Origin of the sequence: Microcoleus sp. B5-D4 (genome assembly GCF_036705145.1) — a bacterium.
Taxonomy (GTDB): domain Bacteria; phylum Cyanobacteriota; class Cyanobacteriia; order Cyanobacteriales; family Microcoleaceae; genus Microcoleus.
In genome coordinates, this window is record NZ_JAUBTV010000001.1 from 111,997 (window position 1) to 126,502 (window position 14,506).

Below are 14,506 nucleotides of genomic sequence, written 5' to 3' on the forward strand. Positions count from 1 at the left end.
CCGCCGACACCGCCGACACCGCCGACACCGCCGACACCGCCGACACCGACACCGCCGACACCGCCGACACCGCCGACGCCGACACCGCCGACGCCGACACCGCCGACACCGCCGACGCCGACGCCGATAGTTGGAAGTCCTGGCATTGTTATTAGTCCGGCATCGGGATTAGTAACTACAGAAGCAGGTGGCACAGACCAATTCACCATCAGACTCAACAGCCAACCTAATGCTGATGTGAGAATTGATTTGCGTAGCAGCAATGAGGCAGAGGGAGTAATTTCAACGGACTCGATTACCTTCAATTCTGCTAATTGGAATCAGTGGCAGACTATTACGATAACGGGTGTGGACGATCGAGTATTTGACTTCGATAAGACTTATCAGATTGTCACTGCCCCTGCTGTGAGTGCGGATAGTAACTACAACGGCCTCAATGCACCGGATGCGACTGTTGTTAACAGGGGTAACACCATACCGCCATCTAACGATCTGCCTCTTGGTGGTCCTAACAACGATCAGATTCTTGGTATTCCCACGGTAATTTTTTCCCCAGCTACTTACCAAGTCAATGAAAGTCGCACAGGAACCGTTCAGAAACAAATTACCCTCACTCGCACTGGGGATCTAAGCAACTTTTCCACGGTGTGGCTAGAACCTCCTACTGGTTCAGCGACTTTGGGAATAGATTGGAACGTTCCCCCCAATTTCTCTCCTGAACTCACATTTAACCCAGGCGAAAATAGCAAAACTTTCACAATTGACATCTTACGGGATGGTCAATTTGAGGGAACAGAAGAAATTGCGTTTCGGATCGCCAATGGGGGGGTTAATGTCAATATCGGCACCCAAAACACTGCTACTTTGCAAATTTTGGATGCTGAGGGGCCTCCTACAATTAATTTCTCCCCAGCTACTTACCAAGTCAATGAAAGTCCCACAGGAATCGTTCAGAAACAAATTACCCTCACTCGCACTGGGAATCTAAACAACTTTTCCAGGGTGTACCTAGAACCTCCTACTGGTTCAGCGACTTACGGAACAGATTGGAACGTTGCCCCCAATTTCTCTCCTGAACTCACCTTTAACCCAGGCGAAAATACCAAAACTTTCACAATTGACATTTTTCCGGATGGTCAATTTGAGGGAACAGAAGAAATTGCGTTTCGGATCACCAATCGGGATAATTCCATTATTGGCACCCAAAACACTGCTACCTTGCAAATTTTCGATGCTGAGGGGCCTCCTACAATTAATTTTTCCGAAGCTACTTACCAAGTCAATGAAAGTCGCACAGGAATCGTTCAGAAACAAATTACCCTCACTCGCACTGGGAATCTAAACAACTTTTCCAGGGTGTACCTAGAACCTCCTACTGGTTCAGCGACTTTCAGAACAGATTGGAACTTTCCCCCCAATTTCTTTCCTGAACTCACATTTAACCCAGGCGAAAATACCAAAACTTTCACAATTGACGTTTTTCCCGATGGTCAGTTTGAGGGAACAGAAGAAATTGCGTTTCGGATCACCAATCGGGATAATTCCATTATTGGCACCCAAAACACTGCCAGTCTGAAAATTATCGATGCTGAATCTATACTCAACAACAATTCGCCGAAGTTGAATAATCCCATCAGCAATCAACGTGATGCCAATCCCCGCAGCGACTTCAGTTTCAGTTTGACTCTTGCTCCAAATACGTTTATTGATCCCGATCCAGGTGACAGCCTCACTTACTCCTACTCCATCAATCTAAATCCGAACTTCCTCCCCCTCTGGCTGACCCTCGACCCCAATACCGGCACCATCATTCCACCCGATTGGCTTAAGTTCGACCCGAATACGCTGACCTTTAGCGTGGATTTCGATGCGCCCAATGTCCCCCCATCATTCTCGTTGCCAATTACGGTGACAGCAACGGACAATGCCGGTGCCACTGCCAGCGACAATTTCAACCTGTTCCGCGATAGCATTCGTGGTCTCGTAATTGACGGTTATATCTCCGGTGCTACTCTCTTCCTAGACGCCAACAAAAACGGCATCCTCGATGCCAACGAACCATCCACCACAACTAACAGCAGCGGTGAGTTTAATCTCAACATCCCCTTCGACATTTTCGACACCAACAACAACGGAGAAATCGACCCATCAGAAGGCAATCTAGTAGCCATAGGAGGCATTGACACCGCCACCGGCTTACCCCTAGAAACACCAGTCACCGCACCACCAGATGCGAGTGTAGTCACCCTCCTAACCACCTTAGTCGCCGACTTAACCGACCAAGGAATTGCACAAGAAGAAGCACAATCTTTAGTCAAAGCCGCCCTTTCTCTCCCCGCTGACATTGACCTAACTAGCTTAGATCCAATAGCAGCTACCAACAACAACATACCGGGCGGCGTCCAAGTCTTAGCAGAAATGGTGAAAGTCCAAAACTTCATCACTCAAACTGCCGCTTTGATTGACGGTGCATCCAGTGCAGCTAGTCACGATATTGTCAAGGCTGTTGTCAGTTCAATTACCAATCAAATTCAATCCGGTACAGTCTTAAACCTCAGCAATGCCGCAGCCTTAGAACCAATCATTCAGCAAGCAGCCACTAAAATCCAGCAAATAGACCCCAGTTTCAACTCTCAACAAGTCAGCCAAATTACATCGCAATCCGCGACAGTAATGGCAACAGCAAATCAACGCATTGATGCGGCTGTCTCCAACCCAACAGGAACATCAATTCCTGAATCACTTGCCCGCCTCCAACAAGTAGCCTTGGGCCCAACCACTCAAGACTTCAAAGAAGTTGGTACCGGAAATAAACCTATTTCCCAGCTAGTTGCTGACAATACTGGTACTGCTTTAGATAGCAGAATTGAAGCTGTAGTATTGCCTGTTGGGATTGCCACTCCTGTTGTCAGCGGCGATGCTGATTTGGGCAGCAATTCCCCGGATGCAATTCTCGGTACAAATGGCGACGATATCCTGACGGGCGACAGCGGGAATAATGTGTTGATGGGGATGAGGGGCAATGATTCCCTCGATGGCGGCATTGGAAATGACTCGGTTTTCGGTGGCAAAGGTAGCGATACAATCCTGGGAAGTAGCGGTGATGATGTCTTATTTGGCAACCGTGGTGCTGACATTTTGAATGGCGATGATGGTAATGATATTCTTTACGGAGGTAAGGGCGATGATTTACTCAATGGCGGTTTGGGACTTGATACTTTGGTAGGAGGAATGGGAGTAGATAAGTTCCTACTCTCTACCAATTCCGGTACTGATACGATTACTGATTTTGAAGTCGGTAAAGACTTGTTAGTATTGGGTAACGGGTTGAGTTTCTCGCAATTGGCAATTGCTCAAGATAGCGGTTCGACTTTAATCCGGTTGGCACAAACAGGGGAGATTTTAGCTTCTCTCAGTGGTGTTTCTGCTAGCAGTATCAGTGCCGTTAATTTCGGGTTGCTTTAAAGGTTCGTAATGAGGACTTTAGTCCTTATTATTCTTCAGTCTCTTAGAGACGGACTTCGTTTGTATATATGCGGTTTCAACCGCTGACTATCAAGGCCTAGATCCCCCCTAACCCCCCTTAAAAAGGGGAGTAGGGGGTGGGACAAGAATCTTCTCAAAGTCCCCCTTCTTAAGGGGGATTTAGGGGGATCTGGCCTCGGCGGTAAACGAGAGATAAAGAGGGTTTTAGACTTAAGTTGACACCAATAGCCTAAACCCTATTACTTACACATCAGCATCGCTGATATCGCATTCCCGGTAACTGCGAAACTAATCCCAACAATTCCAACTGCAAAAGTATACTAGAAACCGTTCCCGCTTCTAATCCCGCTGCTTCCACAATTACATCAAAAGAAATCGGCCCAGATTCGATCGCACTTAACACCTTAGCCAATTCCGGCTCCAACGGCGGCCCTTGCTTCTCAACCGTCGGATTTGGGGGAAATAGCGACAACTGCTCGGCTCTATCCAATTTTGGCATAGCTCCGAGCATTTCCAATAACCTGTCTTCGCTTAACAGTCGATCGCTATTGGGCAGAATCGGATGAGCACCTTTACTCAGCAACTCCAAACAACCAAAAGAACGCTCATCATCCAATCTTGCCGTCAAAACATACACATCTCGGCAAAAATCATTTGCTTGATAAGCAGTAATTAAAGCGCCCGATTTGTGCGGAGCTTCTATCACGATTGTAGCGCGACTTAAGCCAGCAATTATGCGATTTCGGCGGGGAAAATTAGTTCTATTCGGTTGAGTTCCGACCGGATATTCGCTAATTACCAATCCATGCTGCAAAATGCGATCGCACAACCTCTCATTTTGTTTAGGATATACAATATCTACTCCCGTCCCCACCACTGCAAAAGTCCTTCCTCCCGCCTCCAAACAGCCTGTATGAGCCTCTGTATCAATGCCCGCAGCCAATCCCGAAACCACAGTAAAACCGCTTCTAGCCAAAGCCGTACTAAATTTGCGAGTCCACCTTCTGCCGTATTCCGAAGGGCTGCGAGTACCAACTATTGCCACCGTCGGCGTAATTCCTTGATTCTCTTTTACATCAACTAAACCGCGATAATACAACACTGGTGGCGGATTGGGAATTTCCAATAATAAGCGGGGATAATCTGGATCGGCGGGCGTCCAAAAACAGGGGTTTTTTATAAGATGTTTTTCGATAAATTCTTCAGGATTAAGTTGAGTTCGTTCTTGCAAAATAGTTTCAATTATCTGCTTGCTGAACCCTTGGATTCGCATTAAATCTACTGATTGTGCCGTCCAAGCTTCTGCCAAACTCTTGAAATTTTGGTGCAATCTTTGCAACAAAATCGGCCCGATACCGTTAATTTGCGACCATGCCAACCAGTAAGCGCGTTCTTCTAGCAACGAGTTACCCTCAACTTATCTGAGAATAATTTTATCATCTTCGGTTAAATATAGTAGGGAAACGGCACTGCCGTGTCCTCTATTTCTTGGTTAGGGAAACGGCACTGCCGTGGACTGTATTTTCACAGATAGCCTGGTACAGAAATGGCACTGCCGTGTCCTGTATTTACACGGATTTCAAACTGTTATATAAATATTTTTTTACGAACCGCGAAGGGAATTAAGAGAAAGGTTGACAATTACTGGCTAGGTTTTCCAATCTACGAAACGGGCGTAAATATAAGCAATAATTTCTCCGATCACAGTCCGAAAACCTTCGCTCGATTTCCACCATTCTTGTGAGTTGTAATCTTGCGGTTCCGCCGCTATAATCCCGACTTTAATGTCAGGATTCAGCACTTCTTTGAAAACAATCCAACTTCGGCGGGCGTGAGGGCCAAAGGAATAAAGATTAATTGAGTTAACTTTTAAACCTGAAGTAGAAAACCAATCCCGAAGTGCGATCGCCGAAGCAGCAGTGCGGTGTTTGACAACACTCGCTGCTGGTACTGCTACTACTTTGTTTTTATCAAATCCTAGCGCAATACAAGTCGCGGCAGTTAGTGCGGCATAATTTTTATATTCAGCGAGGTAGAAGCCTTTACTTAAAGGAACTCCTGTGGTAATTAATTGGCGGTATTCGCCTTTTTTGAATTCGGCGATCGCACTTTCGATCGCATAATCGGGCAACCAGCCTTCGACAACCAATATATCTGCTTTAATCGGCGCATTTACCGCCAAAAACGGATGGATATTTGTAATAATTAAGAGCATTAAAATTATCAACCCCGCGCTTGCAATTACCCAACCTTCCCTAGTAATTGCCCAGATTTCTCGACGACGGATTAAACGAATTCTCATTTTAGAGCAATAGGAAGTTCGGCAACGGATTATGTAACGGATGAAAGGGAAAGGGATCACTAAAAGTGTCCAATTCCCTATGCCCCATGCCCCATTCCCAAATTATTGGTGTTTCAGATACTCAAAAACGCTTTTATCCCCGATATCCTGCGGCATCGGTTGAAAAAACTTACGCACAGCAAAGATGATAAACAAAGCGGCCAAAATAGCCAGCAAAAACTGTTCATTTTCCGCTGACAAAAATCCGAAAATATGTCCTAAAATTAAGAGAGGAACTCCCGGAGTCAAAAACTTGGTTTCTAGGCGGTTGAAGCAGAAAGCTTCTTTAAAATAAATACCATTTAAGGCGGCAAAAGTAAAACCAATTCCCCACAACGTGGCGGGATGTTCGTACACTGCTAAAGCTAGAGGTTGGCTGCTTTGTAGGGCGACAAACAGTGCTGCCGCGCCACCGATCGCCCAAAACACCTGTAGTGTTCGGTGTAGCGCAATCATGTAAATGTGAATAGTTGCCAAGCTGACGCCTAAAGCTATCCAGAAACAAGCAAAAACAGGCGTTAAAGCTTGGATTGCGATCGGGTTGTCGCCCTGTTGCAACACCAGAGTAGTGCCGATCGCAAAACACAGCGCCGCCACCCCCAATCCGGCGCGGTAAATCACCACTCCCGTGCGATCGTTTTGAGTAATCGTAAATTCGCCGAATTGTCCTTGATAGACTGGCGATTCATCAGGTGATTTCAGTAGTTGCATTACAGCTTCCTCCTATCAGACACAATGTACTTCTGCCAAGATATACTTTATTGATAAACCGATCCAGCGAGACCGAGCGATGCCTAAATTTAACAAGCCTAAACTTAACCAGCCTAAAGTTAACAAGTCTAAAGTTAACAAGTCTAAAGTGGACGATCGCCCCGATCAAAGCCAATCCCTTCCTTCACAATCCCAACTTCCTCCAGTTCAGCTTGATGAAACCATTGTAGCAGGCAGAAGACCGAAACCGCTAAACGACTTCCAGCACCTCCTGGAGGAATTATCCGAATTGAGATCGGGGTTCGATCCAGAAATGTTAGCGCATCTAGACAAAAATATCCCCTTTAATACCAAGCAATTTGAAACTAAAATCAGCAAAATTTTAGCTTCTAAAAATATTGATTCTACTCTGAAAAATTCAGTCAAATATCTAGAGTACATCAAGCAAAATATTCAACTTCCCTGCCACGTTACCGGCATAGAAGAGTTTGAATGGGAGGAAGAATATACAATGGGTTATGGCAGCAAAAAAGAATATGCAAGACTCAAAAAAACTCAAGCTTCTTATACTGATAGATTCACAATTAATCGGTTAGATGATTTTGTGATTCAGGAAGAAGGCATATTTGTGGAAGTGCAGCGCGTCAGCGATCGCCAAAAGTTTATGTTGCCTTTATTCGAGTTAGAATCAGTTGATGCAAGTTCCCCAAACAATCAGTTATTAGATGATTATGCCGTGTGGTGTATCAATTATTAAGGAAGAGTGGAACAGTGGAAAAGTGGGGGAGAGGAAGAGGGGAAGAGTGGAAGAGTGGGAGAAGGGGAGAGTAGAAGAAGGGGAAAAATATTCCTTCTTCCTTCTTCCTTCTTCCATCGGACTGACATCCGTTACATCCGTTACATCCGTTACATCCGTTACATCCGTTACATAATCCGTTGCCGAACTTCCTTCTTAATTAAATGGAAGCTGGCAAGTGCGATCGCGAAACCAAAGCCAAAGCTTCAACCAAACTGCGAACAGCCGCAATCATCGCCACTTCGCTATTAAGTTGGCTAACAGCAGAACCGACACCAACACCAGCAGCGCCGGCTCCAATAGCGAGGGGTGCAGTGACGCTGGAGATACCGGAAGCGCAGAGTACGGGGACGGATACGGCGCGGGAAATTTCAAAGGCTGCAGCCAAAGTAGGCGCTGCTTTTTCAATTAATCCCAATGTGCCGGCGTGAATTGGTTGAGCGCTAGTACCACCTTCGGTTTGAATGATGTTAGCGCCAGCTTTGACTAATTCAATTGCTAATTGCACTTGTTTGTCGAGTGCCAAAATGTGGGGAACTGTCACAGAAAGAGTGATGTGTGGAAATAACGATCGAGTTTCGCGAGTCAACTGCAAAACTTCCTCAGCTTCAAAGCGGCGGCCTTCTGCGTAGAAAGCATCAAAGTTACCAATTTCAATCAAATCAGCGCCAGCTTCTACCGCAGCCACAAACTTTTCCGGTTCCACCGCCGATACACAAATTGGCAAATTTGTCAACTGTTTTGCCATCAATACCAAATCTCGATCGGCAGCAATATCGACAAAGGAAGCACCGCCGAGATCCGCTGCTTTGACGACAGCCGCAACGTTGGCGGCATCAAAATTATTTAAACCGCTGATAATTTTCAGGGCGCGACCTTGCTCAAAAGCGCGCTGCAATTTAGAATTTACACTCATCGTTAGTTTTCCAACTCAAAAAATTTCTTAGACTCATTTTGACACGAATTAGAACAAATTTTAATTTTTAATTCTTAATAGCGGTAAGGTGCAACCTCAGCACCCTACATAAGTCGATTATGCCTCCAGGACTGTATTTTTTATTTTTATAGCAACCGCCCAGACAGTTAGAACGTTCTTAATTCCTGCAACTATTGTTGTGACTGCATTTCCACATCGATATTCTTCCCTCTTCATTCTTCCATCGGACTGACATCCGTGACATCCGTGACATCCGTTACAGAATCCGTTGCCGAACTTCCCGGCTGGCGAAATTTGTAAACATCTTTGATAACATGTGCCCAGCCGTCAGAGAGAGATTCGAGAATACGAGCTCCCTTTTCTTTCGTCGCCGCCGTCGCATCGCCCAACACACCGCTTTGTGTCAACTCTCGCGTCAGCCAAGCAAAAGGCAAATTCCCTTCCATACTCAGCAAACTGTCTGTTGGTAAACCCTGCGGGTACTCGCAAACTGCGAATTCCATTTTCACCTGCGATGGTAAAATTGACAACATCAAACTCGTTTCTGCATCACCCGCGTGAATTCCAAACTCCAACTCCTTCGCAGTTAATAATTCAGCAGCCACATTCGGAACCCGCCAAACAAACAGCGGAAAAACCGAAAAATCCTGATATTTTTGATGAATATCCCGCGCCGCAATTTCCACTACCTGCGGCTGTCCGCCGTGACCATTCATTAACACTAATTTCCGAAATCCTGCCCGATAAATACTGTCTGCAATTTCAGTTATTACTGCTAAAACTGTCTGAACACTGAGCATAATTGTACCGGGAAAATGGCAGTGTTCGTTCGACTTGCCATAGTACAAAGGCGGCAAAGCATAGGCGGGAATATTTGCGTCTAACTTTGCCAGGGCTTTGCCTGTCACTGCTGTGCTAATTGCCGCATCTACAATTAAAGGCAAATGGGGGCCGTGCTGTTCGATCGCACCTAGCGGCAGAATTATCACAGTATTTTCCTTATCCAGCATAGACTGAATTTCTGTCCAAGTCAGATATGGAAAAAAGCGCGATGCGGGAATAAAATTGTGCATATTGTAGCGACAAGAGCATAGACAACCAAGGCAATTAACTAGCCTGAAAATTAAAAAGTAATTCCCAAGATAGATCACATCTTCTGTCTGTCGGTAGATAATATAATATAGCAGATGCTTTAATAGCGCGCTGATATACGCTCGCCAGCTCAGACAGAAAGACGTAGAGATGACTAATTGATGGAAGCTTGGCAAACCCCACAAACTAATTTAACCGACATTCCGATCGCCGATGAACTGTCGCGCCGCATCCCTCGATCGCACGATCAAAAAGCAGAAAACCGAGCGCTGCAAACGCTGGCTAGACAATTGGCAACCTCACCCCACACCCTGCTCAAAACACTGGTGGCGATCGCTCAAGATTTGTGCGACGCAGGAAGCGTCGGAGTCTGCTTACTAGAAGAAAATGGCAGTTGCGAACAAATCTTTCGGTGGGAGGCATTGGCGGGAGCGTGGGAAGCCGCAGAACACACAAACACACCCCGCACATTGCGTTTGTCGGGAGCAGGTCTCGATCGCCAAACTCCCCAGCTTTACTTCGCTCCCGAACAATACTTCACCGACTTGCAACAGCTAGAATTGCCGATCGCCGAAGCGTTAGTTGTGCCAATGCAAGCAGAAAATCAAACGCTGGGGGCAATATGGATTGTATCTCACGATGCCGATCGCCAGTTCGATGCCGAAGACTTGCGGATTGCGATCTGCCTAGCAGACTTTGCCGTTGCCGCCCTACAAATCGATCGCGCCAATCAAACCAAAGAAGCTTTGTTCGATCGCGCAGAACGCTGGCAGCTAGCCTGTGCCGGCAACAACGACGGCATTTGGGATTACAACCTGCAAACAAATTGCCAGATTCTGAGCGATCGCTGTTTAGAGATTTTGGAACGTCGGCCCGAAGAAGTCAAGGAGTTCAGCCAATTTTTGAGCTACATTCATCCCGATGATGTGGAGAGAATGCAAAGCAATTGGCAGCAACACTTGGATCGAGAAACCTCACATTACTGCGGAGAGTACCGCGTTCGCTGTCCTGACGGGCGCTACAAATGGATTTTAGCCAGAGGGCGAGCAATTTGGGACGAGTCAGGCAATCCCCTGCGGGCCGTAGGTTCCCTGACAGATATCACGGATCGCAAACAAACTGAAATTGCCTTAAAACAAAGCGAAGAACGTTTGAGCGTCGCCATCGAAGGCTCAGGCATGGCAACCTGGGATTTTGACGTGCGAACACATCGAGTAATTTGGTCGGCGACCCATTTCAGCATTTTGGGCTGCGAACAGACACCGGGCGGCGAAGCAAGCGCGGATGTGTGGGAAAAGTGCGTGCATCCAGACGACTTAAAGCAAGTCATGCAAGCAGCCAAAACAGCTCGCCAAACGAGATCGCTCTACTCCCCCGAATACCGGATCATCCGGGCCGATAACGGAGAAATCCGCTGGTTGAGAGCGTTCGGGCGCTATCTCTACGACGCTGCAGGCGAAGCAGTGCGGTTTATCGGAGTATTATTTGATGCTACCGATCGCAAAAAAGCCGAACTCGCTTTGGAAGAAAGCAACAACCGCTTTCAGTTAGCTACAAGAGCGATCGACGGCATGGTGTTTGAGTGGGATTTGGCAGCAAACTCAGTTTACCGTTCCGAGGGATTGTGCTCGATCGTCGGTGTCTGCCCAGAGGATGCACCCGCAACAGCAGAGTGGTGGAGAGAACGCATCCATCCCGTCGATTTGGCACGCATCCAAGCCGGGGGGCAATCAATCTTGACTATTCCCGATCGCTATGAAATCGAGTACCGAGTTCAGCACGAAGACGGGCGCTGGATCGAGGTTTCGGAGCGCGGCTGTTTGATCCGCAACCAGCAAGGTGAAGCGACCAAAATAGTCGGCTTCACCAGCGACATTACCCAGCGCAAACAAGCAGAAGCAGCACTGCGCGATCGTGAAACCCACCTGCAGTTGATTCTCGACAGCGCCAAAGACTATGCCATCTTCACCCTCGACATCGGCGGACACATTACCACTTGGAACGCAGGGGCCGAGAGAGTGCTGGGCTATTCCGAAGCTGAAATCGTCGGGCAGCACGGACGAATCATCTTCACCCCAGAAGACTCAGCAGCCCGAATGCCGGAAGCAGAAATGCACATCGCCCTGACTCAGGGAAAGGCAGAAAACGAGCGCTGGCACCTCCGCAAAGATGGCAGCCGCTTTTGGGGCAGCGGGCTGGTGATGCCCCTGCGCGACGCAGCCGGCGAGGTGCAAGGTTTCCTGAAAATCATGCAGGACAAAACCGAGCGCCGGCAAATAGAAGAAGCACTGCGGCACAGCGAAAATCTCTACCGCACCCTCGCCGATGGCGTCCCGGAATTAATGTGGATCAACACCGCCGACGGCAGGTTAGAGTTTTGCAACCAACACTGGACAACCTACACGGGCATGATGCCAGAATTGCCGCTGCCTGCACCGGTGCTGCAATTATTTCATCCTGATGATCTGCCAGCAGTTGTGGGGACGCGCACTCCTGCGATGGAAGCAGGGGAAGCCTACGAATTCGAGTGTCGGGTACGCAGGTTTGATGGTAATTACCGCTGGCATCTAGCGCGACTTGTTCCCGTCAAAGACAGGAAGGGAAAGGTGGTGCAATGGGCTGGGATTGGCATTGATATTGACGATCGCAAACGAGCCGAAGAAAGCTTAGCAGAAAGCGACCGCCGCTTCCGCTTCTTGGCTGAGTCGCTGCCCCACCTGATTTGGAACGTAAGTTCCGCCGGGGAAATTCGCTTTACCAATCAACAACAATGGTTGGAATATCTGGGAATGTCTTACGAGGAAGCCGTTCAAAGCAATTGGGAATCCCTAGTCCCGCCCTCGGATTTGGCAGAATCTTGGGCCCGCTGGGAAGAATGTCAAATCACCGGAGAAGTTTATCAACTTGAGCTGCGCCTGCGGCGGGCAGCAGACCAGATGGAACGCTGGCATTTGTCCCGCGCCGTGCCAATTCGCGACGCAGGGGGCGAAATTGTCGAGTGGATCGGCACGAATACTGATATTCACGATCGCAAACAAGCCCAACTCAACGAGCAGTTTCTCTCTGATCTCGAAGTCCGCTTGCGGCAGCGCTTCAACCCCGCAGAAATGTTGTCGGAAGCCATGAACTGTCTGGGAGAATATTTAAAAGTCGATCGCTGCATCTGGCACGAAATCGATGTAGAAGCCGATCGGGCAATTGTCCGGCAAGACTGGCACCAGTCCGACCTCGCCAGCACCGTCGGCACCTATCAAATCTCAGACTTTAAGACCCCAGAACTGAAAGCTCTCTCTATAGCAGGTCAAACACTTGTCATCTCAGATATCGCTAATGACCGCCATACAGCGCATTTATTCGATAACTACGGTGCCGTGTCGATTCGTGCTTTGGTCGATGTTCCCTGCCTTCAGGAAGGGCGCTGGGTGGCTCTTTTGCTGGTGACATCAAAGGTGGTTCGGCACTGGCGGCCCGATGAAGTTTGGCTGATGCAAGAAGTGGTGGCTCGCCTCTGGGTGGTGATCCTGCACGCGCGAGCCCTGCATGAGCTGCACGAAAGCGAGGCTCGGTTCCGCGCTCTAGCTGACAACATCGCTCAGTTGGCCTGGATCACAGATCCCACTGGCGGGAGTTTATGGTATAACCAGCGCTGGTTTGAGTACACGGGCCGGGCGCTAGAAGAAATGCTAGGCTGGGGCTGGCAACTGGTACACCACCCGGAACACCTCGATCGCGTTGTCGAAAAATTTAGGCGCTGCATTGAAACAGGGGAACTCTGGGAAGATACTTTCCCCTTGCGCGGCAAAGACGGATCGTACCGCTGGTTTCTCTCCCGCGCCGTGGCGATCCGCGACGATCAAGGCAAGGTACTGCGCTGGTGTGGCACCAACACCGATATTACCGATCAAAAAGTTGCAGAAGCGGAACGGGAACGCCTTCTAGCACGGGAAAAGGCAGCGCGGGAAGAAGCAGAACAGGCTAACCGCATCAAAGACGAATTTTTGGCTGTTTTGTCCCACGAATTGCGGACTCCCTTAAACCCGATTGTGGGGTGGACGAAGCTGCTGCGATCGAACATTTTGACACCGGAAAAGCAGCGTTACGCCTTAGAGACGATCGAGCGCAACGCCAAACTGCAAACCCAGCTTATCGAAGATTTGCTCGACGTGTCGGGGATTCTGCAAGGCAAGGTCAGCTTGAATATTGCACCTGTGGATTTAGCCGAGGTAATCGGCGCTGCTATTGAAACGGTGCGTCTGGCGGCCCAAGTCAAGTCGATTCAAATCAGCACTCAATTTGCACCGAATCTCGGCCCGGTGTTGGGCGATGCGGGCAGACTTCAGCAGGTAGTCTGGAATTTGCTGTCAAATGCCGTCAAGTTCACCCCGCCATCCGGCAAAATCGCAGTTGTTCTCGATCGGGTGGACACCTTGGCCCAAATTACTGTAACTGATACGGGAAAAGGTATCGAACCTGATTTTCTGCCCTATGTATTCGACTACTTCCGGCAAGCTGACAGTACGATGACGCGCAAGTTTGGCGGATTGGGTTTAGGATTGGCGATCGTCCGCCATCTCGTCGAACTCCACGGCGGCACAGTGAAATCCGACAGTCCCGGCGAAGGACAAGGTGCAACCTTGACTGTCAGGATACCTCTGATGCCCATCCCATCTCAGACAAGTCCTGCGGGAACTGCGTCGCCGGGCCAATCCTTCAATTTGAGCGGTATCAAGGTGTTAGCGGTGGATGATGATGCCGATGCGCTAGATTTAGTTGTTTTTCTGCTTGAGGATTGTGGGGCAAGCGTTACAGCAGTTTCTAACGCGGCCGATGCCTTGGCGGTTTTAACTGAGTCTGTGCCGGATTTGCTGTTGAGCGATATAGGAATGCCCGATACCAACGGTTATCTGTTGCTGCGGCAGGTGCGGGCTCTGGCGCCTGACAAAGGGGGACTGGTTCCGGCGATCGCCCTCACGGCTTATGCTGGAGAAATTGACTATCAGCAGGCCCTGGCTGCGGGGTTCCAGCGACACATTTGTAAGCCTTTAGACCCCGACAAGTTGGTGCAGGCGATTGGGGAGGTACTCGATCGATCGGGCAAAAACATTATTTAAGCTTTTTTTGTGTCTGAAAAGTCTTTATTTAA

General features: G+C 48.5%; 9 protein-coding genes. 3 read left to right on the top strand and 6 right to left on the bottom strand.

The window, feature by feature from the left end:
* The coding region (locus tag QUB10_RS00440) for a hypothetical protein (protein ID WP_333198488.1) at window positions 1-263 on the bottom strand (263 nt) is incomplete at its 3' end.
* Between QUB10_RS00440 and QUB10_RS00445 the strand changes: the two genes are divergently transcribed.
* Window positions 250-3,465 carry a Calx-beta domain-containing protein gene (locus QUB10_RS00445; RefSeq protein WP_333198490.1) on the top strand — a complete coding sequence of 1,072 codons (3,216 nt, stop codon included), beginning with the start codon at window positions 250-252 and terminating at the stop codon, window positions 3,463-3,465. The two genes, QUB10_RS00440 and QUB10_RS00445, sit on opposite strands and share 14 nt — an antisense overlap.
* A gap of 271 nt (window positions 3,466-3,736) precedes the next feature.
* On the opposite strand, the gene dprA is transcribed toward QUB10_RS00445, so the two are convergent.
* The 3 genes from dprA to QUB10_RS00460 form a co-directional block, all read right to left on the bottom strand.
* Window positions 3,737-4,888, bottom strand: a complete 1,152-nt coding sequence (dprA, locus tag QUB10_RS00450; RefSeq protein ID WP_333198492.1) for a DNA-processing protein DprA — start codon at window positions 4,886-4,888, stop codon at window positions 3,737-3,739.
* A 246-nt stretch (window positions 4,889-5,134) separates the two neighbouring features.
* Entirely contained in the window at window positions 5,135-5,788 is a 654-nt protein-coding gene (locus QUB10_RS00455; protein ID WP_333198494.1) for a YdcF family protein, read from the bottom strand.
* A 102-nt stretch (window positions 5,789-5,890) separates the two neighbouring features.
* Window positions 5,891-6,538, bottom strand: coding sequence for a DUF2301 domain-containing membrane protein (locus QUB10_RS00460; protein WP_333198496.1), 648 nt, complete (start codon window positions 6,536-6,538; stop codon window positions 5,891-5,893).
* A 79-nt stretch (window positions 6,539-6,617) separates the two neighbouring features.
* Between QUB10_RS00460 and QUB10_RS00465 the strand changes: the two genes are divergently transcribed.
* The gene (locus QUB10_RS00465; RefSeq protein WP_333198498.1) at window positions 6,618-7,295 is read left to right on the top strand and encodes a calcium-binding protein; all 678 of its coding nucleotides are present in this window, start codon (window positions 6,618-6,620) and stop codon (window positions 7,293-7,295) included.
* 199 nt (window positions 7,296-7,494) lie between these two features.
* Here QUB10_RS00465 and QUB10_RS00470 read toward each other — a convergent pair whose 3' ends face one another.
* Together QUB10_RS00470 and QUB10_RS00475 are read right to left on the bottom strand one after the other, a co-directional pair.
* Complete coding sequence (locus QUB10_RS00470) at window positions 7,495-8,250, bottom strand: DUF561 domain-containing protein (protein ID WP_333198500.1); 756 nt, start codon at window positions 8,248-8,250, stop codon at window positions 7,495-7,497.
* A 233-nt stretch (window positions 8,251-8,483) separates the two neighbouring features.
* Window positions 8,484-9,344, bottom strand: a complete 861-nt coding sequence (locus QUB10_RS00475; protein ID WP_333198502.1) for a creatininase family protein — start codon at window positions 9,342-9,344, stop codon at window positions 8,484-8,486.
* 180 nt (window positions 9,345-9,524) lie between these two features.
* Between QUB10_RS00475 and QUB10_RS00480 the strand changes: the two genes are divergently transcribed.
* The gene (locus tag QUB10_RS00480) at window positions 9,525-14,474 is read left to right on the top strand and encodes a PAS domain-containing protein (protein ID WP_333198504.1); all 4,950 of its coding nucleotides are present in this window, start codon (window positions 9,525-9,527) and stop codon (window positions 14,472-14,474) included.
* Window positions 14,475-14,506: the final 32 nt, after the last annotated feature.

Bases quoted from the DNA above. Each gene is read 5' to 3' on its own strand.
- QUB10_RS00455 (WP_333198494.1), bottom strand. From the start codon at position 5,788: ATGAGAATTCGTTTAATCCGTCGTCGAGAAATCTGGGCAATTACTAGG.
- QUB10_RS00460 (WP_333198496.1), bottom strand. From the start codon at position 6,538: ATGCAACTACTGAAATCACCTGATGAATCGCCAGTCTATCAAGGACAA.
- QUB10_RS00465 (WP_333198498.1), top strand. From the start codon at position 6,618: ATGCCTAAATTTAACAAGCCTAAACTTAACCAGCCTAAAGTTAACAAG.
- QUB10_RS00470 (WP_333198500.1), bottom strand. From the start codon at position 8,250: ATGAGTGTAAATTCTAAATTGCAGCGCGCTTTTGAGCAAGGTCGCGCC.
- QUB10_RS00475 (WP_333198502.1), bottom strand. From the start codon at position 9,344: ATGCACAATTTTATTCCCGCATCGCGCTTTTTTCCATATCTGACTTGG.
- QUB10_RS00480 (WP_333198504.1), top strand. From the start codon at position 9,525: ATGGAAGCTTGGCAAACCCCACAAACTAATTTAACCGACATTCCGATC.